Origin of the sequence: Tenacibaculum sp. MAR_2009_124 (assembly GCF_900105455.1) — a bacterium.
GTDB lineage: Bacteria > Bacteroidota > Bacteroidia > Flavobacteriales > Flavobacteriaceae > Polaribacter.
On record NZ_FNSF01000008.1, the window covers coordinates 68,105 to 94,352 of the forward strand.

General features: G+C 32.4%; 25 protein-coding genes. 15 read left to right on the forward strand and 10 right to left on the reverse strand.

Annotated elements, in window-relative coordinates; translation table 11 throughout:
* Positions 1-41: 41 nt before the first annotated feature.
* The 8 genes from BLW23_RS20190 to BLW23_RS20225 form a co-directional block, all read right to left on the reverse strand.
* Positions 42-2,150 (reverse strand): HEPN domain-containing protein, encoded by a 2,109-nt coding sequence (locus BLW23_RS20190; protein WP_093674369.1) that lies wholly within the window; start codon positions 2,148-2,150, stop codon positions 42-44.
* A gap of 54 nt (positions 2,151-2,204) precedes the next feature.
* Positions 2,205-2,552 carry a 4Fe-4S dicluster domain-containing protein gene (locus tag BLW23_RS20195; RefSeq protein WP_093673325.1) on the reverse strand — a complete coding sequence of 116 codons (348 nt, stop codon included), beginning with the start codon at positions 2,550-2,552 and terminating at the stop codon, positions 2,205-2,207.
* A gap of 11 nt (positions 2,553-2,563) precedes the next feature.
* Positions 2,564-3,811: a sulfate adenylyltransferase subunit 1 gene (locus BLW23_RS20200; protein WP_093673327.1), complete on the reverse strand. Its 1,248-nt coding sequence runs from the start codon at positions 3,809-3,811 to the stop codon at positions 2,564-2,566.
* Between the two features lie 36 nt (positions 3,812-3,847).
* The gene (gene cysD / locus BLW23_RS20205) at positions 3,848-4,753 is read right to left on the reverse strand and encodes a sulfate adenylyltransferase subunit CysD (protein ID WP_093673329.1); all 906 of its coding nucleotides are present in this window, start codon (positions 4,751-4,753) and stop codon (positions 3,848-3,850) included.
* Between the two features lie 12 nt (positions 4,754-4,765).
* Positions 4,766-5,389: a phosphoadenosine phosphosulfate reductase domain-containing protein gene (locus BLW23_RS20210; protein ID WP_176829894.1), complete on the reverse strand. Its 624-nt coding sequence runs from the start codon at positions 5,387-5,389 to the stop codon at positions 4,766-4,768.
* Positions 5,386-5,640, reverse strand: a complete 255-nt coding sequence (locus BLW23_RS20215; protein WP_093673331.1) for a DUF2061 domain-containing protein — start codon at positions 5,638-5,640, stop codon at positions 5,386-5,388. The genes BLW23_RS20210 and BLW23_RS20215 overlap by 4 nt, the downstream gene beginning before the upstream one ends.
* A 121-nt stretch (positions 5,641-5,761) precedes the next feature.
* Positions 5,762-6,169, reverse strand: coding sequence for an RrF2 family transcriptional regulator (locus BLW23_RS20220; RefSeq protein WP_093673333.1), 408 nt, complete (start codon positions 6,167-6,169; stop codon positions 5,762-5,764).
* Between the two features lie 259 nt (positions 6,170-6,428).
* Positions 6,429-7,049, reverse strand: coding sequence for an NAD(P)H-dependent oxidoreductase (locus tag BLW23_RS20225; protein ID WP_093673335.1), 621 nt, complete (start codon positions 7,047-7,049; stop codon positions 6,429-6,431).
* A gap of 81 nt (positions 7,050-7,130) precedes the next feature.
* Between BLW23_RS20225 and BLW23_RS20230 the strand changes: the two genes are divergently transcribed.
* Both BLW23_RS20230 and BLW23_RS20235 read left to right on the forward strand, forming a co-directional pair.
* On the forward strand, positions 7,131-8,018 hold the full coding sequence (locus BLW23_RS20230; protein WP_093673337.1) for a LysR family transcriptional regulator: 888 nt from the start codon (positions 7,131-7,133) through the stop codon (positions 8,016-8,018).
* A 173-nt stretch (positions 8,019-8,191) separates the two neighbouring features.
* Positions 8,192-9,136, forward strand: coding sequence for a GTP-binding protein (locus BLW23_RS20235; protein ID WP_093673339.1), 945 nt, complete (start codon positions 8,192-8,194; stop codon positions 9,134-9,136).
* 40 nt (positions 9,137-9,176) lie between these two features.
* Here BLW23_RS20235 and BLW23_RS20240 read toward each other — a convergent pair whose 3' ends face one another.
* Positions 9,177-11,174, reverse strand: coding sequence for a sulfatase-like hydrolase/transferase (locus BLW23_RS20240; protein WP_093673341.1), 1,998 nt, complete (start codon positions 11,172-11,174; stop codon positions 9,177-9,179).
* A gap of 342 nt (positions 11,175-11,516) precedes the next feature.
* A complete protein-coding gene (locus BLW23_RS20245) occupies positions 11,517-13,217 on the reverse strand; it encodes a sulfatase-like hydrolase/transferase (RefSeq protein ID WP_093673343.1) in 1,701 nt (566 codons plus the stop codon).
* A 165-nt stretch (positions 13,218-13,382) separates the two neighbouring features.
* On the opposite strand from BLW23_RS20245, the gene BLW23_RS20250 reads away from it, so the two are divergent.
* The 13 genes from BLW23_RS20250 (at position 13,383) to BLW23_RS20310 (ending at position 26,245) form a co-directional block, all read left to right on the forward strand.
* Positions 13,383-14,285, forward strand: a complete 903-nt coding sequence (locus tag BLW23_RS20250; protein WP_093673345.1) for an alpha/beta hydrolase — start codon at positions 13,383-13,385, stop codon at positions 14,283-14,285.
* A gap of 112 nt (positions 14,286-14,397) precedes the next feature.
* On the forward strand, positions 14,398-15,672 hold the full coding sequence (locus BLW23_RS20255; RefSeq protein WP_093674373.1) for an NAD(P)/FAD-dependent oxidoreductase: 1,275 nt from the start codon (positions 14,398-14,400) through the stop codon (positions 15,670-15,672).
* Between the two features lie 24 nt (positions 15,673-15,696).
* The gene (locus BLW23_RS20260) at positions 15,697-16,257 is read left to right on the forward strand and encodes a Crp/Fnr family transcriptional regulator (RefSeq protein ID WP_143032241.1); all 561 of its coding nucleotides are present in this window, start codon (positions 15,697-15,699) and stop codon (positions 16,255-16,257) included.
* Positions 16,258-16,346: 89 nt separating this feature from the next.
* A complete protein-coding gene (locus tag BLW23_RS20265) occupies positions 16,347-17,057 on the forward strand; it encodes a hypothetical protein (RefSeq protein ID WP_093673349.1) in 711 nt (236 codons plus the stop codon).
* A 237-nt stretch (positions 17,058-17,294) separates the two neighbouring features.
* Positions 17,295-17,714: a GNAT family N-acetyltransferase gene (locus tag BLW23_RS20270; RefSeq protein ID WP_255362851.1), complete on the forward strand. Its 420-nt coding sequence runs from the start codon at positions 17,295-17,297 to the stop codon at positions 17,712-17,714.
* A 120-nt stretch (positions 17,715-17,834) separates the two neighbouring features.
* Positions 17,835-18,743: a M43 family zinc metalloprotease gene (locus tag BLW23_RS20275; protein WP_176829895.1), complete on the forward strand. Its 909-nt coding sequence runs from the start codon at positions 17,835-17,837 to the stop codon at positions 18,741-18,743.
* A 253-nt stretch (positions 18,744-18,996) separates the two neighbouring features.
* Entirely contained in the window at positions 18,997-19,377 is a 381-nt protein-coding gene (locus tag BLW23_RS20280; protein WP_093673355.1) for a hypothetical protein, read from the forward strand.
* 115 nt (positions 19,378-19,492) lie between these two features.
* Complete coding sequence (locus tag BLW23_RS20285; RefSeq protein WP_255362852.1) at positions 19,493-20,539, forward strand: cellulase family glycosylhydrolase; 1,047 nt, start codon at positions 19,493-19,495, stop codon at positions 20,537-20,539.
* Positions 20,540-20,684: 145 nt separating this feature from the next.
* Positions 20,685-21,557 (forward strand): AraC family transcriptional regulator, encoded by an 873-nt coding sequence (locus BLW23_RS20290; protein ID WP_093673357.1) that lies wholly within the window; start codon positions 20,685-20,687, stop codon positions 21,555-21,557.
* 104 nt (positions 21,558-21,661) lie between these two features.
* Positions 21,662-22,075 (forward strand): hypothetical protein, encoded by a 414-nt coding sequence (locus tag BLW23_RS20295; RefSeq protein ID WP_093673359.1) that lies wholly within the window; start codon positions 21,662-21,664, stop codon positions 22,073-22,075.
* Positions 22,076-22,083: 8 nt separating this feature from the next.
* Positions 22,084-23,262, forward strand: a complete 1,179-nt coding sequence (locus BLW23_RS20300) for an antibiotic biosynthesis monooxygenase family protein (RefSeq protein WP_093673361.1) — start codon at positions 22,084-22,086, stop codon at positions 23,260-23,262.
* Positions 23,263-23,460: 198 nt separating this feature from the next.
* A complete protein-coding gene (locus tag BLW23_RS20305) occupies positions 23,461-24,495 on the forward strand; it encodes a helix-turn-helix domain-containing protein (protein ID WP_093673363.1) in 1,035 nt (344 codons plus the stop codon).
* A 121-nt stretch (positions 24,496-24,616) separates the two neighbouring features.
* Positions 24,617-26,245: a serine hydrolase domain-containing protein gene (locus BLW23_RS20310; RefSeq protein ID WP_093673365.1), complete on the forward strand. Its 1,629-nt coding sequence runs from the start codon at positions 24,617-24,619 to the stop codon at positions 26,243-26,245.
* The last annotated feature ends 3 nt before the right edge of the window (positions 26,246-26,248 follow it).

The following is a 26,248-nucleotide window of genomic DNA, read 5'->3' on the forward strand; positions in this document are numbered from 1 at the left end:
AGGCAATAATCAACTATTTAACTCGAAATCGCCCTGCTTAATTAATTCTCTAATTCAACCTCAACTTTTCTATATGCATCGATTGTTGCATAAAAAGTTTTAGCCTCTTCTAAATATTTTTTTGCAAAAGCCTCTGTTGGCTCCTTTTCATTTATTTGATACACCAACTCTGAAAATGTTGTTGGTAACTCTATTTTGTTTGTTTCTACAAATACCTTGTCAAAATTAGTAATAATACCAGCTTGTGTATTTGTTTTTGATCCTTCAGAAGTTAATAAAGCTTTCGCAGTATTTACAATAGCAGCATAAGCATGATAAATACTATCTGACCACTGTTCTTGATTTAATGCTTGGGTTGCATTTTCTAACTTTTCTTCGCTTTCAAACAATAACGTTGCTATTAAATCAATTACCACTCCAGCACATTCTCCTACTCCAATAGCTTTCACATATTTCTCATTATGTCCCCAATCGATAAAATCTTCATCTGTTAAACTTGAAGTATCCGATAATTCCTTTAGTAAATCATAAAAATACGTTTTTCCATTTCTATCATAATAACTTAAGAAATCTTCATTCTCTTCTTTATTAGTTTCGAAATCATTTAATAAAGACCTTAACGCTTCAGGACCTCTCTTACTTGGTATTTTCACCAATTTATCCGCAAAACGACCCTGGCCATCTCCAACAACACCACCTCCTATTAATACTTGTAAGGCTGGAGCCAATAATGGTCCTACTTTTACTGACATTCCTTGAAATCCGATATGTGCCATATTGTGTTGACCACAAGCATTCATACATCCGCTGATTTTAATGGTAATATCTGTATTATTTACATAATGAGGGTATTCTGCTTTTAATACTTTTTCTAACTCAGTCGCAATTCCTGTACTGCTTGAAATTCCTAGGTTACAAGTATCCGTACCAGGACAAGCTGTGATATCGAAAAGACTGTTATATCCAGTATCTGTAAAACCTAACTCTTTTAATTCAGCATAAAATACTGGTAAAAACTCTTCTCTTACGTGACGAATTAAGATGTTTTGACGTAAAGTAAAACGTAATTCATTCGCAGCATATTTCTTAATTAAGTCTGCTAATAGTCTTGCTTTGTCTGTATAAAAATCTCCTAAATGAACTTTGATTCCAACAGCATACAAACCTTCTTGCTTTTGCTCTAAAACATTGGTTTTTTTCCATTGGTTATATTCATCAATATTTTCAATAACTACTGGAGGAATTTGATCTGTTCCGAAAGTTATTTCTTCTTCAAATTTAGATGTATCAATTGGGTATGATTGATATGCTAACGCTCTTTTTTCAGCCTCAACTAATGCCAAGAATCCATCTAAACCTAAACTCTTTACTAAAAATTTCAATCTTGCTTTTGCGCGCTTTGCACGTTCACCATGACGATCAAAAACTCTTAATACACCTTCAATTGTAGGAATTAATAAATCTGTTTCTAAAAACTCATACATTACATCTGCCTGACGTGGTTGAGATCCCAGTCCACCAGCTAACAACACCTTAAATCCTTTGATTTCTTTATCGCCTACTTTTTTTGTTTTGGCAATAAAACCTAAATCATGCATAAAACTTAAAGCAGTATCTTCTTCAGTTGCTGAAAATGACATTTTAAATTTTCTTCCCATTTCTTGACAAATAGGGTTTCTTAAGAAAAATTCAAATGTTTCATGTGCATACGGTGTTACATCAAAAGGCTCTTTAGGGTCGATACCTGCCGTTTCAGATGCTGTTACATTACGAACTGCATTTCCACAAGCTTCTCTTAACGTAATATCATCCTTTTCTAATTGTGCCCATAACTCTGGAGTTCTATCTAAACTCACATAGTGAATTTGAATATCTTGACGTGTAGTAATATGTAAACGCCCACGAGAATACTCATCAGAAACATCAGCTATTCTATGTAGTTGCTCACTTGTTACTTTACCATATGGTAATTTTATACGTATCATTTGAACGCCTAGTTGACGTTGACCATATACTCCACGAGCTAAACGAAGACTTCTAAAACGTTCTTCATCAATTTGACCTTCTTTAAATAAGCGTATTTTACGTTCTAACTCTAGAATATCTTTTTCTACAACTGGGTTTTCTATTTCTGATCTAAAACTTTGCATGATTTTCAATAATTTTCTTTGTAGGCCTCTAAACAATTAGCCACAAAGTATTTTTTAATTGTGCAAAAAACTCTGTTTTGCAAGTAATTCTTCTTCCGATTCTACATTATCTTCATCTGGCACACAGCAATCAACTGGGCAAACTGCCGCACACTGTGGCTCTTCATGGAATCCTTTACACTCTGTACATTTATCAGGAACGATAAAATAGTATTCATCTGAAACTGGTTCTTGATCTTCTTCTGAATCAACTTCATTTCCTCCTGGTAATTTCACATTTCCGCTTAAGGAAGTTCCTTCGCTATAATTCCAATCTACGGCTCCTTCGTAAATTGCTGTGTTTGGGCATTCTGGTTCACAGGCCCCACAGTTTATACATTCGTCGGTTATTATAATTGCCATCGGTTATTCATTTATTTAATAAAACCAACTCCTGCGGTGTTATTGGTTTTAGGGTTTACCAAAATAAATGCTCCATTAGCCTTGTTCTTTTTATAATTATCAACAAATAATGGTTTACTTACCTTTAATGAAACTTCTCCTATTTCGTTTAATGTTAATTTATCCGAAGATTCTTTTTTACCAGAAAAATCCGTTTCAATCGTTGAAGAAATATTCATTATTTTAACCTGAGCATCATTTACACCATGCTTTATATAATACTTATCAGACGCTTGTAAAGGTGTTTTATCCATCCAACAAATAGTAGCCTCCAATTGCTTTACTACTTCAGGTTCTTCTCCAGCCTTTACAATCATATCTCCTCTACTGATGTTTACATCATCTTCTAAAGTAATACTCACTGAACTTCCTCTTTTAGCTACTTCATACTCCTTATCAAAAAAGTGAATACTTTTTACTTTAGATTTTGTTGTTGATGGTAAAATAGTTACTTCATCACCTACTGCTAAATCCCCTCCGTATAATTTCCCTGCATATCCTCTAAAATCGTGATACTCTTCAGTTTTAGGTCTGATTACATTCTGTACTGGAAATCTCACTTGCGAAGCTTCTTGAATATCTTCAGAATTTAAACTTTCAAGATGATCTAATAAGCTTTGTCCGTTATACCACTTAATTCTATCTGATTTAGTGACAACATTATCACCTTGTAATGCTGAAATAGGTATAAATGTTATATTTTGATTTTGATATTCGCTTTTACTCGCTAAATATTCAATTTCTCCTTTAATTTGATTAAATTTTTCTTCTGAAAAATCTACTAAATCCATCTTATTGACAGCAACAACAACATCTTTTACTTTTAATAAATTATTAATAAAAAAGTGTCGGTATGTTTGCTCAACTACTCCGTTTCTTGCATCTACTAGAATAATAGAAGCTTGTGAATTAGACGCTCCAGTCACCATGTTTCGAGTATATTCTATATGCCCAGGAGTATCGGCAATAATAAAACTCGTTTTTGGTGTAGAAAAATAGATATGAGCTACATCAATGGTAATTCCTTGTTCACGCTCTGCTACTAGTCCATCTGTTGCTAATGAAAAGTCTAAATAATCAAATCCTCTTTGTCTACTTTTTTCTTCAATAGCTTCTAATTTATCGTCTGTTAATGATTTTGTATCGTATAAAATTCGTCCTATCAACGTACTCTTTCCGTCATCTACACTTCCCGCTGTTGCTATTTTTAATACATTCATCGCTTTTGTTTTTGTTTGTTTAGGTTACGTTAATTTTTAGAAATATCCTTGTTGCTTTCTTTTCTCCATTGCTGCTTCAGATCGCTTATCATCAATCCTAGCTCCTCTTTCTGATATTGTTGATACTCTTATTTCTCCTACAATAGTATCAATATCGGCTGCACTTGACAATACTGCTGCTGTACAACTCATGTCACCAACCGTTCTAAAACGTACCATTCTTTCTTCTACTTTTTCGTCTTCTTCTCTGTAAACTACCTCATCATTTGCTGACCAAATAAGTCCATCTCTAACGAAGGTTTCTCTTTTGTGCGCGAAGTATATTGATGGTATTTCAATACCTTCTTTTTGTATATATGACCAAACATCTAATTCTGTCCAATTTGATATAGGAAAAACTCTAACGTTTTGACCTAAATCAATACGCCCATTTAACATATCAAATAACTCAGGGCGCTGGTTTTTCTCATCCCATTGACCGAAATCATCTCTTACAGAAAAAATACGTTCTTTGGCTCTAGCTTTTTCCTCGTCTCTACGTGCACCTCCTATACAAGCGTCAAATCCAAATTCATCAATCGCATCTAGCAATGTTTCAGTTTGCAACATATTTCTACTTGCATACTTTCCTGTTTCTTCTTTAACCTTTCCTGAATCAATATTATCCTGAACATTTCTTACTATTAATTCCACTCCAAGTTCTTCAACCAAACGATCTCTAAACTCAATAGTTTCAGGAAAATTATGTCCTGTGTCAATATGCATTAGTGGAAAAGGAATTTTACCTGGGTAAAATGCTTTTTGAGCCAATCTCACCAATGTTATGCTATCTTTACCTCCTGAAAACAATAACACTGGTTTCTCGAATTGAGCAACTACTTCTCTGAAAATATATATGGCCTCGCTTTCTAAGGCTCCTACTCTAATTTCTTTCGTATTCATCTTCCTATTTTTTTAAATATGCAAACCGCACTCTCTGTTACTTTCTACTTTTGTTGGATCGAAATATTTGAATTCGTTCGGAACATCAAACTCTTCTAAATATGTATCTAATTCTTTATCTGTATAATGATAAAAAGGACTTACCTTAATTATTCCATCCTTACTTAAGGATACTACTTCGATGCTATCTCTAAAAGCAGTTTGTCCTTTTCTTAAGTTTGTAAACCAAACATCAGGCTTATGTTCTCTCATAGCCCTTTTAAATGGCTCTAATTTTACTTGCTCAGTAAAAATTGCATGATTTGGATCATCAACTGTTGGTAATCCCAAGGTTACATTTCTGTGAGCTACTGTTTGTTTTGGAACATACAATTGAACATTTAGCTGTAACTTGTGTATAAGCTCTTCAGCATGTTTATATGTTTGAGGTGTATTATACCCCGTATCGCACCATATAACTTCAATTTCATTATTTAATGAAGTTACTAAATGAAGAATAGAACCTTCATAAGGTCTAAAGTTTGTAGTAATTACAGGTTTTAAAGCCACCTCTAAAGCCCATTGCACAATTTCTTTAGGTGTTTTGTCTTTTAATTGTTCGTTTACTACTTTTAAATCAATCATTTCTAAACTCATTTTTTACCCCATTTTATACTATTCCAAACTCTTTCGTGAAAAAAATATAAGAGCATTTTCGTTACTAATTCTATTCCTCCAATAGATAAGGCCGTTTTTACTTGTCCTGTAATAATCCAAGAAATTAGAATGGTGTCAAGAGTTCCAACGGCTCTCCAACTAATTGATTTAACAACACTTCTAATTGGCTTCTCGGATTCCTTATCTACGTCGTAATTTGTTTTATTTTCTAATACTTGTTCTACAATCATTTTTAAAAATACCTTTTACCCTATCGGATTAGTAGGTTTTAGAGTTGACAAATATACAGACTCTAATTTAATATGAAAGAAAAAATTAAAAAATTAACAATTCGATAAGATTTAAGTAGAACTATACGAGGTCAGCTAAAGTTGTATTTCGTAGAACATTCAAAGTGTTATCTCTCACTTGAATCATCAACTTATGTACCGAACAGGCATCCTCATCAGGGCAATCATCACACTTTTCGTAAAAGTTTAAACTAACACATGGAACCATGGCAATTGGACCTTCTAAGGTTCGAATAACTTCCGTCATTTTAATATCTTCAGCCTCTTTTAACAAATAGTATCCTCCGCCTTTTCCTTTTTTCGCTCCTAAAACTCCTGCTTTTCGCAATGTAAGTAATATACTTTCTAAAAACTTATGTGAAATATTTTCACGCTCCGATATCGTAGCTATTTGCACTTTAATTCCTTTTTCTTGTCGAGCAATAAAGGTAAGTGCCTTAATTCCGTATTTAGTTTTCTTTGAAAGCATGCTACAAATATAGAGCTTTTACTCTTTCCTCTAATTTAGATGTTTTTATTTCTATAAAAAAAGCGTCGGTGGTACATATTTCATAGCGAATATTACATACTTATTCTAAAAAATAGAAATGCATAAATTCTATTACTTATTTAGTAAATCAGCAATTCCATCATTTCGGTAATGTTTTGCAGTGAATTTATAATCTATAAAAATTTAATGGCACCAAAGAATAGTGCCATTAATAATGCTTTGACTAGTTATTTAAATACTAAGACTCAAACCAATCAGAAACTGTAGCTTTTAATTCAGCTTTCGCTTGATCCAAAATGGAATCCAAATGTTCTTTATTCTGATCAACCCCGAAAACAGAGACCTGCTTTGAACGAACTCCCATAAAATCAAAATTCTGTTTCACCGTACAGGAAGCATATTCCTTGAAATGATTGGAGTTATTATAATCGAAGCCTGCCACAACAACTGATAGTGCTCTTTTATTTTCGCATGTCCCTTTAAAACCCTTTTCTGGAGTAAATGAAAAAGTCCTATCGCTAACAACTATGGCATCTATCCAGGCCTTTACAGTGGCAGGCATTGTAAAGTTATAAATAGGAAAAGCTAGTACAATATAATCCGCTAAGAGAAATTCTTCTATTAGTGCATGATGATTCAATAAAACCAGTCTTTCTTCATTAGAAAAAGCTCTCTTTCCCTGATTCCAATCCATCATCAAATTTAGATTCTCTTTGAGTAATAAATCTGGAGGGCTTTCAACCAAATCCAAATGTTTAATTTTAGTTTTGCTATTGGCTAAACTTATAAATTCATTTACCAATACTTTGTTATAAGAACCTATTCTGGGCGCATAACTCACAATTAAAGTTTCTGTCATATTTTTTAATTTTCACGCAAATATAAAAGCAGTAAATTCATAATTTTAATTATTTTTGTTTATCTATTCATAACAAAAATTATGATTAATTTAGAATGGTTACGAACCTTTGGTGTGATTTATGAATGTCATAATATTACGGAAGCATCAAAAAAATTAAACATGACCCAACCTGGCGTCAGCAAACATTTATTGGCCTTAGAGGCTCATATAGGTAAAAAACTTTTTGAAAGGACTACACGAAAGTTAACAGCAACCGAATATGGCAAGTTTTTATACAACCAAATAAACACCCCTCTTGAACAATTAAAAAAAGTCGAACATTACTCTAATCAACGAGCAAGTAAAACTCGTCATGCCATTTCAATTGGCTGTACAATAGATTTTTTTGAGAAAGAGTTAGTCCATAAAATATACTCTTTTGACATGTTTATTACAGTACAATTTGGGACGGAAAAGGAGCTTATTAAAGCGCTAGAATATGACCAAGTACAATTAGTCGTAGGTGTACCCAAGTACAATTCTTATGATCATAAATTTGAATCTATTTCTAATGATTCTTTCGAACTTGTTTGCTCAACTAAAACAATTATTCCTGAACAACTAATTGCTAATAGAAAAAAACTGAATCAATGGTTACAAAAGCAAACTTGGTTTGTTTATGACAATGATCAAAAGGAAATTAAAAGATTTTGGGAACAGCACTTTCATTCAAAACCAAAGATAATTCCACGCTATATACTTCCTTCATACACCAATATCATTGAGGCCTTAAAAACCAATTTTGGATTCAGTATTATTCCAAAAAAGTTAGGTAAAGAAGCCATTGAGAATAATATGATAAAAATCCCTATCAAACTAGAAAAAACTATGCATAGACACTTATTTTATTCGTGTAAGTCTAAAAATATCAATGACAAGGAAGTCAAATATTTCATGAATCGTTTAAATGATGAATGCCAAATTTAACTTCGAATGAATATCAACTTAAAGGATTTTGTTAAAAATTGTAAAATTGAACGACTACATGACTGATTTGCTTTAGTATTGTAGGAATTTTATTTAATCCATAGATTGGAATACGGATTGTTCGTTTTTAGTTAGAACCTAATAATTTATTAAACAAGGCAAACTTATATAGCATGACAGAAAAACTTTCGAATAAAGAGGCAATAATTGTAATGGTTGGTTTTTTAGGCGCTGGAAAGACCACCTTATTAAAACACCTCGTTAACAATTATATAAACGAAGGATGGAGCCCCTATTTAATTTTGAATGATTATGAGAATGCATATCTTGATACTCAGCAATTCAAAGAAATAATTGACTCTACAAAGATAAAAGCTCTTAGTGGTAGTTGCATTTGTTGCAGTGGTATTCATGTACTTAGAGACTTTGTTAATAATATTCCTTCAAGAAAAAAAGGCATTACTTTGATTGAAGCAAATGGGACTACTGATGCTTGCGCTTTATCAGAATTTTTAGGAGTTGGTATAGATAATCGTTTCCTCCCTCCCGTTCAAATATCTGTTGTGGATGTAAAAAACTGGCAAAAGCGGGGAGAAAACAATGAATTGGAAAGAAATCAAATTCAAGTTTCTTCGTTAATTGTTCTTACTCATACAGAACGTGCCTCTATAGAACGACAAGAATCAGTAATAAAAGAGGTAAAAAAAATAAATCAACATGCGAAAATCGTTAATATAAATGAGCTAGATATTACAAAATTACCTGAGTTGTTACCAACAAACTCTATACCTGAGAAAATGGATCATCATAAAGCGCATTGGGCTTCATGTTCTATAGATTTACCTGAATTACCGAATATCGATTGTATTCAATCAATCTGTAAAGAAATTCCAGACAGTATTTTACGTGTGAAAGGATGTACACAGATCGATGGAGAAAGTACTTATACTTATTTTGAAAGAACGCCTAGTGGGGAAGCTTACATTAGACCATTTAATGGTATTCCTCCAATGGGACCAAAACTTTTAACCGTTGGTCTTGGAAGTGAGGTTTCATTACTCAATGATATTGTATCGAAAAATATTGAAAAGCACAAATACAAAAGCAAGAGTCTTTAACTATTAAAGACTCTTTACTTATACTATATGAAATACCTTTCTATTTAGTTTTTATAAACTTTTCCTTTTTCCAGCCATCAAAGACGATAAAATATACTCCTGGTTTTAAACTAGAAATATCTAAAGAGCTTATCTCTTCTTTCTTTGTATAACTGAGAACATTCATTCCTTTAGAATTGAAAACATTAAGATTTCCTTGAGGATATCGAAAATTTATTCGAGAACCTACTGGTGATGGGTACACAATTTTTTTATGACTCTTCGCTCCTTCTTCATCATATCCATGATTGCACTCACTTCTTTCCAAATCTTTTCTTATCTCCTCTGCTGACAACTCTTTATTCTCTTTCGATCTATTTGAATCTGGTTGAGGAATGACTGCATGTAAAGCATTATTATATGTATATTTTGTATCACTAGTACTTGGTATCCATTGTAATTCTATAAAAGGATCATTCATTCTATCTAAATGATCAACTAATTTTTGATGAAGATCATCAATCACCTCATCATATCCCATTCCTCTATAAATAGGACTCATTTCATAAGGGTCTTTCACCTTATCGTATAAAACCATTTTATCTTCTTCTCTGATATGATCAAGTTCCCTAAAATTTCTCCAACTACTATTAGCCAGCGCATAAGTATACTTATCGCTATAAATAGACCTCCAAGATCTATCAGTTCCAGCAACTTCCCCTTGATCCATAGAACAGAAAGCATATTCAGGTAAGATATCTTGTTCACCTTTTAGAGACTTTGAGTAATCAAACCCATCCATATATCTTGGGACGTTAATATCTGCCAACCCTAATATCGTCGGGACAATATCAATAGATGACATTGGACTTTCTTCTGTTTTCGAGTCCACTTTTTTAGGATACGAAATTAACATTGGTACTCCAACAGATTCTTCATACCACGTCCCTTTAGTCATACGTCCATGCGACCCCAACAATTCTCCATGATCGGCAGTAAACACAATAATGGTATTATTGAAAAGATTGCTATCTTTTAGATATTTTGTCAATCTAGCAAACTCCCGATCAATAGAGCTAACAGCTCCGTAATATCCGGGGAATGTTGGCCATACATCATCTTGCTCTCCCGTTTTTCTTACCCTAACTTTGGTAGCATTAACTCTTCTAGGAAGTTGTTCAGGTTTAGGGTATAAATCTTCCCATTTTTTCGGAGCAGCATATCCATACCCATATTTTATATCACCTTCCTTATTTCTTTTCCCTGGTTGAAATCTATCTTCAAAACCTGGCCCTCCTCCAGTATGCGGAGGCCCTAAAGAAAGTACCGCGCAAAACGGTTTATCTCCATTGTTATTCTCCTTGTCTTTTATAAAAGTAATCAGTTTTTTGGTTAACCAAGTAGGTTCCCACTCTGTTGCCCTTGTTGGCTCTCTAGAATCATCAATATAAACTTTTTGACTAAAAGGTGAATGCCCTACAGTCGCTATCCATTTGTCAAAACCATGTCTCCTCGATGGTGGCACATATCCCGAAGGAGCCCCTGCTTCATCCAAATGCCACTTCCCTATAAAAGCAGTTCTATAACCATTGGCTTTAGCTATGTCTCCCAATGTATTGGATTTTGTGGAGAGTCGAACCTTATTCCCATAAACCCCATTCGTAATATTGTATTGACCTGTTAAAATATTTGCTCTATTAGGGCCGCAAATAGGACGGTTAACGATTCCATTTTTAAAGAAAACAGCATCTTCTCGTTTATACCTATTTAATCTAGGAGTTCTTACTGGGTCACCATCTCTAATAAACCCCAGCGCTTGTCTTCGCCACTGGTCAGTCATTACCAAAATAATATTTGGTTTCCGTTCTTGTGCTGATTTCTTTTCAAAAGAAACAACTTGTGATTTTGAATAATTCTTATGGTTAGCATTCGTTTTGAAATCTGACACTTCCTCATACGATGTATCTACATTTACAAAAAATGAGACATCCTTTGAATTTTGAGAATGTAAAGTGAAAATTGAATAAAAAAACAGCAAATTAACTATGAAATTTTTCATGCGTTAAGTTTTAGGTTATTAATTTGCCGGAGTCTCCCATGTAAAAGTACAAATATTTTTTAAAAAGAACACAAACACTTAAAAAACAAGCAATTAAAACTAAATGAAACAACTAATCTCATACAAAAAACAGGAAATCATATTTAGAGAAAAATTGTTATCTCACTAAAAAATTAAGTTTAAAGAAAGAAACCACAGCATCTCTAAAATCAGAACCAGCTGTGGTTTCTATAGATTAACTCAACATCTTACTAACCGATAATTAAACCTCTAACACAAAGAAATCTTCCTTGTTTACAATTTAATAGTCTTCTATTCGAAAATATACTAAGCTGTCTACTTTTACTTTTTGGTTTTGGGCATACCTTTTTGCGGAATCATCGCATTCAGCGCATCTTTGTACATATATTTTGGTTCACTATTACTTGGTATCCATTGCATTTCTATAAAAGGATCCTTCATCTTATCTAAATGATCAACTAATTTTTTATGTAAATCATTGATAACATCATCGTACCCCATTCCTTTATATATAGGCTCCATTTCATAAGGATCTTTTACCTTATCATATAAAACCATTTTATCTTCCTTACGAATATGATCAAGGTCTCTAAAGTTTTTCCAACTACTATTAGCCAATACGTAGGTATACTTATCACTATAAATAGATCTCCATGAACGATCTCCTTTTCCTACCCCTCCCTGATCAAAAGAACAAAAGGCATATTCTGGCAGCACATCATGCTCTCCTTTCAATGATTTCGAATAATCAAATCCATCTATCGAATCCGGAATATTAATGTCTGCTAACCCTAAAACAGTCGGCAAAATATCAACTGACGACATTGGGCTTTTTTCTGTCCTAGAGGCTACTTTAGCTGGGTAGGATATTAACATCGGAACTCCCACGGACTCTTCATACCAAACACCTTTAGTCATTCTTCCATGTGAACCCAACATCTCTCCATGATCAGCAGTAAACACGATAATAGTATTATCAAAAAGGTCATTATCCTTAAGGTATTTTGTAAGTCTAAAAAACTCATGGTCTATAGAACTTATCGTCCCATAATATCCTGGTAATACCGGCCACACTTCATCTTTTTCACCTGTATTTTTTACAATAATATCAGTTGCATTTGGTCTCTTTGTAAGTTGTTTAGGTTCGGGGTATAAATCCTCCCATATTTTAGGAGCAGCATATCCATACCCATATTTTATCTTTCCATCTCTTGTTCTTTTACCTGGTTGGTACCTATCCTCAAAACCAGTTCCTCCTCCTGTATGCGGCGGCCCTATAGAAAGTACAGCACAAAAAGGTTTATCGCTATGATTTTCCTTATTATTCCTAATAAAACCAATCAGTTTTTTCGTTAACCAAGTAGTTTCCCATTCTGACGCTGTTGTTGCCTTTTGAGAGTCATCTATATAAACTTTTTGTTTAAAAGGTGAATGTCCTCTGGTCAAAATCCATTTATCAAAACCGTGTCTTCGTGATTTTGGGACATAACCTTCAGGTCCTCCTGCCCCATCTAAATGCCACTTACCTATATAAGCAGTTCTATAGCCATTACGCTTAGTAATTTCTCCCAAGGTGTTCGATTCCTTAGAAAGTCGAACTTTATTTCCATAAACTCCATTCGTGATATTGTATTGACCTGTTAAAATATTTGCTCTATTGGGTCCACAAATAGGACGGTTAACAATTCCATTACTAAAAAAAACCGCTTCTTCGCGTTTATACTTATCCAATTCAGGTGTTTTTACTGGATCTCCATCCTTAACAAACCCCATAGCTTGTCTTCGAAATTGATCCGATATCACCAAAATAATATTTGGCTTTTCCGTAGGTTTGATTAATGGTTCCTTATGATCACCTCCTTTCGAGCCTGGTAAGTTTAAATGATCAGAACCTAATTTTGAAACATCAATTTGTCCTTGAAATGAATTATCTGCTTGATCAATTGGATATTCCAATTGACTTTGAGAATGTAATGTGAAAATTGAATAAAAAAACAGCAAATTAACTATGAAATTTTTCATGTGTTAAGTTTTAGGTTATTAATTTGCCGGAGTCTCCCGCTTAAAAATACGAATATTTTTTAAACCTGTATAAACAACCTTAAAACCACAACTACTATCTTTTTATCTCATAAATTTTAATTAACTTGATCTTTAGTAAAATTATAGACTACAAATTAACCTATTATGCTTAGAAGATTTTTAACCATTCTTTTATTTAATACAATAAAAATTTCAATTGCCCAAACACTATATAAAACCCCACTTTACTCAGAAGTTAATAAAACAACACACACTTATTTTTCTAAGAATAACAAAACACTTCAACTAGATTATTATAGAGCCGAAAAAAGCCAACAATTAGCCCCTTTAGTTGTTTATGTTCATGGAGGAGGTTTCTCTGGTGGTAAAAGAGATGAAGTTGAGTTTGTAAATTTTGCTACGAAATTGGCCAAACGTGGATATGCAGTGGCTTCCGTATCTTACCAGCTAACGATGAAAGGAATTGGTTTCGGCTGTAATGTAAGCGCGGATAAAAAAGTAGATGCCATAAATACAGCCTCTAACGATGTTAATGTAGCTGTAAATTATATTCTTGAAAACAACGGTAAATTTAAAATTGAACCAACAAAAATTATTCTTTCGGGTTCTAGTGCTGGTGCCGAAACTGTACTCAATATGGTGTATACTTATAAAGACAGCGTATTACCTCCTGACTTTTCTTATGCTGGTGTTATTGGTATGGCAGGAGCCATTACCTCTTTAAGTAATATTAATGAACATAGTGCAATACCAACACAACTTTTTCATGGAACTGGTGATCGATTAGTTCCATATAATATTGCTCCACATCACTATTGCACTCCCGATAGTAAGGGTTATTTAACACTCTATGGATCTAAAGCAATAGCAAAACGATTATCAGGACTAGGTACTTCTTATTATCTATATACTGTTGAAGGTGGTTCGCATGATTGGGCTAGTCTTCCAATTACACAATGCTTTGATGAAATCATTGACTTTTTGTTTAACGATATAGTAATGGAAAAAAGTAAACGACAAACCATACGAACCATTACTTCAAACTAAATGAAACTAGCTCTATTTTTAAATGAATCTTAACAACTTTCTTAAACCAGCTTAAGAGTTTTTAATTTTTATTTGATGATCTTTGTTATATAAAATGAAAGGTAACTTAACGATGAATAACCCAAAAAAACTTGTTGTTGTAGGTGGTGGATTTGCTGGATTAGAACTGATAAAAAGGCTAGGAAACTCAAAAGAGTATCAAATCATATTGGTTGATAGTAATAATTATAATTTCTTTCCCCCTTTGATTTATCAAGTTTCTACCGGATTTATGGAGCCTTCGGCTATTAGTTATCCTTTTAGAAAAATACTTAGAGACTTAAAAAATGCTCGTTTTCGTTTAGGCTCATTGGAAAAAATAGTTCCTGAAGAGAATAAAATTATTTTGAGCAATGGTGAATTTAGTTATGATATTCTCGTAATGGCCACAGGAACTGAATCGAACTTCTTTGGAAACAAAAGTATTGAAGAAAAAAGTTTGCCTATGAAAACGATTAGTGATGCTTTATCACTAAGAAATACTATTCTTACAAGATTAGATCACGCAACTCGTATTCATGATAAAGAAGAAAGAAAAAAGTATTTAACTTTTGTTATTGCTGGTGCGGGCCCTACAGGCGTTGAGCTTTCGGGGATTTTAGCCGAAATGAAAAGTTCTATTATTATGAAAGATTATCCTGAGTTAGATAAAGAAGACTTGGGAGAGATCAGTTTAATCGATGGGCAAAACTCCGTGTTAGCTCCGATGTCCGATTCAGCTAAGAATTATACTTCAAAAAAATTAAAGGAACTTGGAGTTCAATTAATAATGAACACTCTAGTAAAGGATTTTGATGGAGAAACTGTTCAATTATCAAATGGAACGGAAATTAAATCACGAAATCTTATTTGGGCAGCTGGTGTTTCTGCGAAAACATTCCCTGGATTTGCAAAGGAAAGTTTTGGAGCTGGGAAACGCTTGAAAACTGACAGCTATAACAAAGTTGTAGGTTATGATAACATTTACGCTTTAGGCGATTGTGCTATGATTAGTGACGATGAGCACTACCCAAAAGGACATCCTCAATTAGCGCAACCTGCATTACAGCAAGCAAAAAACCTAGCTCAGAACTTAAAAAAATCAAATCAAAACTGGAAACCTTTTACATATACGGATAAAGGTTCAATGGCTATTATTGGTAGAAATAAAGCTGTGTTAGACTTTCCTAATCAAAAGAGTTCTATAAAAGGTTTTAGTGCTTGGCTTATTTGGATTTTCGTTCATATTATGGGACTTGTAAACTTTAAAAACAAGGCGAGAACGCTTTATAATTGGCTTGGTTATTACATATATAAAGATCAATACTTTAGAATGATTATTAAACCTACCAAAAAAGACATTCAATAATTAAAACACCTTCAATACTATAATTTGAAAGAATTAAATCATTATCTAACGGAGAGTTATAATTTCTCTAGAGATGAAGTTGAACTCATAACTTCTCACAGTGAATCAATGTCATTGAAAAAAGGGGAGTATTTTTTAAAAAGTGGTGAATACTGTAAATCGGTTGCCTTTGTTATCTCAGGGACTGTCATTTATTATGAAAATTCTGATGGTGATGAAAGAGTTTGTGATTTTGCTTTTGAAAATGATTGGATTTCTCAACTAACGAGTCTTCTCAACAATATTCCTTCTAAAATGAATATTAAAGTTATTGAAGACACACAATTAGTAGTACTATCAAAACAGGATTTCGATTTTTTAAAAACGGAATTAATAAAATTCAATCTATTAGTGACAGAAGTATCACAAAATCTTGTAATTAAAGCAAACAATCGCATAGCCAATTTTGCTCATTTAAGTGCCAAAAAAAGGTATCATAAGGAAATAGAGGAGAACCCGAAGTTATTGCAACGTATCCCTCAATATTACCTAGCATCCTATTTAGGTATTAAACCACAATCCTTGAGTAGAATTCGATCAGTATAATTCAATTTATTTCTATTTTATTAACAAATGTGAATGTATAACAAAATAAGCAGTAGTAGGTTTGCAGTCATATAAAAACCATTAATTAGATGAAATTATCTACTGCCAAAATTACATTGAACTTAGCTTTAATTTGCTTCACTTTTAATAGCTATTCTCAAGAAAAAACAAGCAAACCATATAATAAAACCCAAGTTTTCGTTTCAATTGGGGTTTCAAAACCTACTTTATCAGAGGGGGAAGAACTTTTGAGATCGAAAAAACTTCGAGATCAGCATCTCAGTTATTTTGAGAATAGTAGTGGCGATCGAAAAAATGTAGGAAGTTATGCTGATCTATTCGGTTGGAATATTGGATTAGGTTTTTACAAGCCTATTCGAAGCGTAGAAAGACTGATGTGGGGATCTGAAATCAATTTAAGTTTAACAGGAAGCACACCTTCTGATGGAAATGAAGAAGCTTACTACTTTAACTATATTTCTTTCAACTTCGGTCTTAAATATTACCCCCTTCCAACAACTAATTTATTCCTTAAAGGGAACTTTGGTATCGGTAACGTAATGACGAAAAATAGGTTTATCAATGAAGAAGGAGGACAGAATTTTCAGCATTTCTTTGGACTAGGGCTTAATGGGACAGCTGCTATTGGGTATTCTTTCCCATTAAAAACTAAAATTCTTTCGGCAATTGAAGCAAGCGCCGAATACAAATTATCCAATCCACGTGTTGAAGTAAACGGCATTGGAAACGATAATTGGCAACACTCATCGCTGGACTTCAGACTAGCTTTCATTTTTTAAACTATTTTTTATTAAGTTTTATTAATTATTGTATTAGAAAAAGGAAGATCTTATCTTATAGATCTACCTTTTTAAAATACTAAAGATCATCTTTATCCTTAACACTAATTTGTATCTTTATCGAAATAAATACCATTTTCAAAAGATTAGATGATAATCCTATTTAAACAAATCCAAAAAAAAGATCTTAACAGCGTCCTAAACCTATTTAAAGAAACTGCTGAAAAAATCAGTAAAATGAATGTTGATCATTGGCAATACTGGAAAAATCCACCAAAAGAAAAAATTGAATGGGTTGAGGAAGGTATTTCTAATTGTGAATTCTATTTTATCAACACTTCGCAAAATGAGAATATCGGAATGGTGCGAATTTTGGACGAAGACTTACTTTACTGGGGAAAACAATCTCAAAAGGCAAAATACATTCACTCATTAGTAATTAAAGAAACATATAATGGTAAAGGCTTAGGGGCTTATATTATTAAAGAAATTGAAGCCAAAGCCAGAGCATCGAAATTTGAGTTTTTAAGATTAGATGCAGATGCTAAAAACGTTGGGCTCTGTAATTATTATGAAAGAATCGGGTTTAAAAAAGTTGGAATTAAAGAAACTTCCCTCTCTAATAACAATCTTTACCAGAAATCACTACAAGTATAGTTTTTAACGAAATTTTGACTAAAAAACTTTTTCATGAAATACGACGCAACCTTATACAAGCTTGCTCATCTTAGGTATATAACCATAGTTAAAACTGTTTACAACCAAGAAAAACTAGTCATGAAAAACAAGATCTTACTGCTAGCTATTATAGGAATTATCTTTTCCTGTAATAAAGATGAAAACACCATTAATCCAACCCCAGAAAATCCAGAGCTACTTATACTCCCTATTGTAGTTCATATAATTCATGGAGGTGAAAATATAGGTCAAGGCTCCAATTTATCTACTGAACGAATAAAAGAACAAATAAGATCTCTTAACGACGACTTCAGAAGAAAAAAAGGAACGTTAGGCGAAAATAATTCACCCATAAGTGATGACTCATTTATTCAGTTTAAACTTACTGAAGTAACCCCTAATGGAAATCCGACAAATGGAATAACACGTATTAACTATTTTGAAAATATTCCTGATAAAGACGTTAATGATCGCCCACATGATTGGCTACCTAAAATAGCATATTGGAATCCAGAAAAATATATAAATGTATGGGTTTATGGTGGCTTCCCACAAGATCAACTTTTAGGTTTGGCCACTATTCCTACCACAAATTTACCAGGATTAGAAGCCCCCTTACAAGCTTTAGGCGATGGTATTATGATTAATGCTCTCCATTTTGGAAAATCCGATATGGATAGTGGGGCTAATTTAGGAAAAACACTTACACATGAAATGGGACACTTTTTAGGTTTATTCCATGTATGGGGACGATACGAAGGCAAGGGGTGTCAGCAACAAGATGATCATATACAAGATACAGCACCCGTCGCCGGGCCAATTGACAATTGCGATAATCCTCCACTAGCCTGTGATGGGAAAATAGCTCCAGTAAATAATTATATGAACATCACCTACGATAAATGCCTCAATGTATTTACTAAAGAACAAATAAAAAGAATGCGATATGTTTTAGAAAATGCAGCTAGACGAAAAAACTTAACAAGTTCTAACACTATTGATAGATAAGAAATTTTAATCAATTTTGAATACAAAGAAGGAGAATTAGAAGAAGGATCAGCATGTTGTAATGCTGATCTTTTTATTTAAAAAATCAACACCATATTTAAAATATTAATTACGTTTTACTTAGACAAATTTTATTCCAAATAGACAATCACCAAGATAACTATGATATAGTCGTAATATGTACTCATGAAAAGTCTATAAGATGTTTGGGGCTTTCTTTAATTTTAAGCCGAAATAATATTGTTGCTATAAATTGAAAATTCATAGAAAAAAGGCATTCACATTAAATCAAAACTCACATTCGGATACTATTAGTGTTATTCAAGTATGTTTATTTATCGGAATTCTAGGAACATTTATCTATCTATTTTTTACAGATGAATTGAAATACATTCGTCATGAATCAACGTCAATTAGAGCCAAAATCGTTTCTGAGAGAAGATTCCATGTTGGCCATCGTCTTTATGTACAAACTGGAAAATGTGATTTTGTTTATGAACAAAAAAAGTATATTGTCCGATTCAAAACTAAAAACTATCGGGCAATTGGTTATAAAAAAGAGTTTGAAATTGGAGATATAATAACTCTGAAAATTTCAACGAAAAATCCATCAATTACAAAGTTCAGGCATTAAACTCCATACACTAATTCACCTAACTCATTTTTAAAACACTAATTATCAAAATCGAACTAAATCAAAAAACGTATATTTATAAGAATCAACGATGAAACATAGTGATTCTTGAATTATGGTGTATAGACGATTTCTTATAGTTTGCTTTTTCCTTATTTTAACTTCTTGTAACAGTGAACAAGAAATACAGCGATCTATAGAACCATCCCCTCCAATTCCTGAACAATTGGAAGGGCCATTTATAATTGAAAATACAAATCTTTTAAAAAACGATTCGATCGTTAGATATAAAGGCGTAAATGCTTTACATACCTATGGACTTGGTAATCTCGATTTAATGGATATTTGGAATGTTGAAATCATTCGAGAGTTTATTGGTAATCTTCGAGAGCAACCCATTGACGGAAATCCCTTTTTGGGAAGCGATAATGTTTGGTATCATTCACTTCAAAACATTGTTAATCAAAATAGAACTCATAATAAAATTACCATTTTATGCCCTTTTGGTTGGGTAAACTCTAATGGACAACGAACGTTATTTACCGGACTAAATCCTTCCGAGCAGTCATTCTATCAGGCTTATAAAACAAAAATGAAACTCATTGCTGAACACTTCAAAAACCAACCCGATGTTTGGATAGAAGTTTGGAACGAACCTTATCATTGGGACAACGAAAACAATTATAGTCATAGCCTTTGGTTAAGCGATATGAAAGATATGGTTGATAATCTTAGATGGGTGGAGAATTTTCAAAACATCATTATTGTTCCTGGGAATGAGCAAGGACAATCAGAAAATGCTATTTTAGAAAAAGGAAATGGACTTTTGGAGAATAGATATAATATATTGTTTGACTTACATGCTTATGAAAAATGGCTTGTGAATACAAATCAAGAACAAATTACCACAAGAATTAATCGTTTAGAAAATAATGACTATGCGATTATTATTGGTGAAATTGGAGTTCAAAATGTTGGTGAGGTAATGTCAGTTGAACATTTTTTAAGTGCTGCAGAAGAAACAAATACTTCTACCCTAGCCTGGTTATGGAAACTTGAAAGAGGTGATAACAATGCGCTACTTGCGGAAAATGGTGAACCTAATGCTAGTAACAATAATAACTGCTGGGGAAACACTTTTAAAGAGTTTTTTGAGAGATAGCTTTTTTGATTTTGAAAATCTTCAATCCCCCCACATTTAAAACCTTATCTATAAAACTTTTAGAATAGCTTATATAAACAAAAGTTTATATTTTTAAATCAGAAAAGGTAATCGATGAGAATAAAATCAAATGAATAAATGAAATATGAAAATTGAAAAAACAATAGACTTTATAAATAAACAAAACCCAAAAAGTAGAATTGATCTTATAAAAATTGAAGATATAAAATCAAAACAAACCAAAGATCATTCTTCTTACCAATTTCATATTCTCAAATTTTATGCTCTACTTTTTGTAACTGATGGTAATGGCGACCACTTTATTGATTTTAATTCCTACAGTTGTGAAAAAGGAACTGTTCTTTTTATTGGTAACGGTCAGGTGCACAGATTTTCTGAAACATCAAATTTGAAAGGTTTTTTACTCCCGTTTCATGATGACGCTTTTAATTTTTTAAATATCAAAAAATTAACCAATATTTTACAACTTTTCAATAACGAGCTAATTACTCCCAAAATACAATTAGATAATGATACTTTTTTAGGCTTAAAAAATAAATTTGAGCAAATTAAAAAAGAATATCTCGCTGTTAATGATACCCACTCTAATCAAATAATCGCGGCAGAATTATATACTATTTTTTCCATTTTACAGAGACAGAGTAATACTAATCATGATATAAACACAAAATCTCAACATTTAATTAAGTTTCTTGCATTCCAAGACCTTCTTATTGAGCATATTTTTAATACTTCCAAAGTTCAAGACTATGCTAAATGGCTCAGTATATCAGGAAAAACCCTTAATTATATTATCAAAAGCATTACAAAAAAACAGGCTAAAACATATATTAATGAATATTATCTCTTACGCATAAAACGAGTCCTTATGAACAGAGAGCTCTCTATAAAGGAATGCGCTTTTCAAACTGGTTTTGAAGACCTTTCAAATTTCCATAACTTTTTTAAGCATCATATAAAACTAACACCTGAGCAATTTCGACGTAAATACAGTTAATTTCCTTTTTTTACAATTCTTAACCCCATAAATACAACTACGACAACTTTGTAGCTTCCTAATTTTACACCGTTCAATTATAACACAAGTAATTTAGGTTAAATATGTCGCAAAGTAAAAAACAACTCGTTCCCTTCTGGGTTATCGTTCTTCAAGTAATTCTTACTTTAATTATGCTTGGTCAGGTTTACATGTATTTCTTCAATAATCATTTGATTACAGAATCTGGAATTGAAATAAATGGAGTTCCTACTTTGAATCTCATATACGAAATGGGAGCAAGAACCTTTGTTATGGTTATTGCCTCTATTTATGTGCTTGTTACCCAAAACCCAAAACAATTTCTTGTTGTTTTAATAATGAACATTGCACGAGAAGCCCAAGAGATGGTCATAGATCCTTTATTTCCAATCTTAAATGCACCTGTATCTCCTTTAACAGATTTTCTGATACATCTTGTTATCGTAATTATTGAAATCTGGGCCTTTGTTGTTGTTTATAAATCACAAAATAAATAATTGTAAAAATGAATGTTTTAAAATTAACTTTAGTCGCCATTATTGGCTCAATTTTCTTTGCATCATGCAATGATGATGATCACACTGTTCCATCTGAGGAAGTAACTTCTATTGTTGTTGAAGTAACCACTTTTAATTTGAATTCAGATATAGACTCAAATTCCTTCGAAATAAGGGATACTGAGATAGAAGAAGATTTTGCTTCTCAACAACCTGGTTTTCTCAAACGTATGAGTGGTTTTGATGCCAATGGAAAATATGTAGTAATGGTATTTTGGGAAACTTTGGCTGATGCAGATGCTTCAATTGCTGCTTTTGGGTCTGATCCAAGTGTAGCTGATTACTTTGCTATGATTGACGGAGCTACATTTAGCGCTGAACGATATACTACTTTTGCTATTCCAAATATAGAATTTGACCTAGAGTCGAAAAATGTAATAGAAGTAACTACATTTAACCTAAATGATGGTATTGATGCGAATTCATTTATTTCAAGAGATTCCGAAATAGAACGAGATTTTGCATCGCTTCAGCCAGGTTTTATAAGGCGAACAAGTGGTGTTGATGAAAATGGAAAATATGCGGTAATAGTTTTTTGGGATACTCTTGATGATGCCGATGCCTCAATAGCTGCTTTTGGACAAGACCCAACAGTTGCTGATTACTTTGCTATGATTGATGGTGCTACTTTTAGTGCTGAAAGATTTACAATTTTCGTTCCACCTCTTAACGAAGGTGTTGATATAACCATGAGAAATACATTACAGGACCCCGGAGAACCTGAAGTTAGCTATCCTTCTCTTTTTGGACAACCTGATGATGCTTATGATGAGTTTGCTACACTTTCTAATTCAACATCTGAATTCTCAACTGCTTTGGCTCAAAATGGGACTCCAGCCGGAGATATTAGTGGATTATACAACATTAACTTAACCCAAAACAGTATTTCATATACAGTTCTTCCTGAAGCAACAGATCCTTTTTGGAGCAATGTCTTTGGACTATTTCCTGCTGGAAAAACAGATAGGTATTACTTTACCTTTTCACAACCTCATAACGTTACAGGATTTAGCAGCAATGAAGAATGGATTAACGTTCGAATAGACTCAGATACTGTATTGGTAGTCGAGCTATCCGAAGGCTACGATTTACAACCTGGTGTTTCGTTTGACATCAGTCTGCATTAAGGAAATTTATATTTTTAGGAATAAACTAAAGCGGTTTGAATTTAGATTTAAATCGCTTTTGCTTATCAAATCATTAAATAACCTCTCAAACTTTAAATTAAAAATAGAATGTCGAAAAACTGATCCTGTCAAACAAAATAAATTATATTTAGTACTTGGAAACAATTTGTGGAACGAACTCACCAAGCCGATTAATTTATGATAAATGATATTGCTAAAATTACCGTATTTTTATTACTTCTATTGGCTCTTTTTATAATAACTGTACCTTCAAAAAACAAGGCCTCTAACTATTTTTTTGCAGCGTTTCTCATTGTTACTTCTTTTGATTTTACTGCTATATTTTTAGAAAATGTATTTATAAATTTTCCTGCTTTAAATGCTACGCGGGTAGCTACTGTTTTTCTGCAAATGCCGCTATTCTACTTATATGTGAAAAAGACTTGCTATAAAGATTTAAAAATATCTTTCAAGGAATTACTTCACGGAATACCTTTTCTTATTTTTTTAGGGTTGTTTTTAACTGTTGGTTTATCAGGGCATACAGACTTGATTTACGAAGCGAGTACTCAAACTCAATATTACTCTTATATCATTGCAATACTTTATACGTTAAAACAATATCGAAATACTTATTTAGAGAATTACACTTCTGGAAACGAAACTTACAAATGGTTAAAAACAACTACTTTATTATTTCTAATAGGCAATTCTTTAGTTCTTCTAAGAGCGGTTCTTGATAAAGAAAAACTTCTTATTTTAAATACTATTATTTTCTCATTTGCCTTAACTATTATATGTTGGTTTGTTTTAAAAACAATGAGAACACCTCATTTATTTACAGGTATTCACAAAGACATAAAACCACTACCTCAAAAAGAAACCATCGAAGAAAGTGAAAAATACGACGATGATATAGCCATTCTAAAAAGGTTTATGAAAGAGAACAAACCTTATTTAGATGACTCACTTACACTTCAAAAATTAGCCAAACAAATTAATATTCCTGAGAAACATCTTTCCTTTGTTATAAACAAAGTTGTTGGTAAACACTTTTACGATTATATCAACTTTCACCGTATTGAAGAAGCTAAGATTCTTTTGAAGAATAAAGACTTAAATATTCAAGAAATAATGTACGATATTGGTTTTAATTCTAAATCTTCGTTCAATGCAGCTTTCAAAAAAAACACTGCTACTACCCCATCAACATACAGGAAAACAGCAGTTTAAAAAAGTATGACTTTTATTCGAACCTTTTTTTAATAGAAATATGGGACGAATTATTTTACTAAAACCCTTAGCTGGTTTTTAACCTTCATCTTTGACTTAAATCATTAAAAAACTTAATATTATGAGTCTTCGATTAAAATTTGTTTTATTCCTTTTTATCATATCTATTAGAACTTATTCCCAAGAAATAACTCAAGCAAAACTGGGAAAAATTGACGCACTTTTTCATTCTTATTTTTCTAAAGAAAAACCAGGAGCTATATTTTCTATTCTAAAAAATGGACAAAAAATTTTTCAAAAAAGTCAAGGTTTGGCTAATATTGAATATCAAATACCTATTAACAACACTACTCGTTTTAATATTGCCTCAGTCTCAAAACAATTTACCGCCTATTTAGGTTTATTACTAGAAGAAGAAGGTAAACTATCATTTGATGATGATATTAGAGACTACTTACCAGAATTGAGTCATTTGCCTCATAAAATCACCATTACACAATTAGTAAATCACACTCATGGTTTGTCAAATCCAGATGAACTTGCTCAACTTAGCGGGAAAAATTTCATGGATCATAAAGACATTGTTGCAATGCTTTTAAAAATAAAAAAGCCGACTTTTTTACCTGGAAACAAGTTCGAATATAACAACACTGGATATATTCTCTTCTCGGAAATAATTGAACGTATTGAAAAAACTCCTTTTGAAGAACAGCTTAAAAAAAGAATCTTTTTACCCCTAGGTATGCATAATACATATGCTGTAAAGTATACAAGCAATATAATTAAAAATAAAGCTTTTTCATATCAAGAGCACAATGGCGACTTCATTCAGCAACCAGTAAAGCTATCAACTATTGGTTCTTCAGGAATATATACTTCTATGCATGATTTGAGTATATGGGCAAACAATTACCATAAAATTAAGCTTGGAAAGGGAGTATTCTATAATAAAATGGAAGAAATTACCATTACCAATTCTCAAGTTAAAACAAATTACGGCTTAGGTTTACACAAGGATATTTACAAAGGAATAGAAATCGTTTTCCACGGAGGAGGAACTGAAAGCTATCGTTCCTATATTTTGCATGTCCCATCTCATAAGTTATCTTTTGTTTTCCTTTCAAACGCAGGAGGTATGACAGGACTAGATGTTGTTTATAAATCATTAGAAATAGTTCTAAGTGAAGAATTAACGGAACCCACATCTAATAGTAATAAAGCAAACTTGAAAGACTTTGAAGGCACTTATGAAATTTACCCAGGATACTATTATAATTTCATTGTTGAAAAAGGAAAGTTATGTTGGCAACAATTTGGAAACGATGCCAAAACACCTCTCACAGCTTTAGCCAATAATACCTACGAATTCCCATACATTCCTCATTCCAAATTTGTCTTTCATAAGAATCGAATGGTTTTCCATATCGCCGATATTGCTCGTTATTGTAAAAAAGTATCCATTAAAAAGCCTCTAAATCAAATAAATATTAATTTAACCAAATATGTTGGTCATTATAAAAATGAAGAGCTAAATACTATTTATGAATTGAAAGTTATCGATAATGAATTAGTTGCCAAGCACAACTCTAATAATATTATCTTGCTTAAAATATTAAAGGAAGATAACTTTTATACAAATGAATATTACTTCGGAAAGGTAGATTTTAACATAAATGACAACGAAGAGGTGATTGGGTTTAAAGTATCCGCTCAATCCTTAAATGAAATTGAATTTAAAAAAATTAACTAAAAA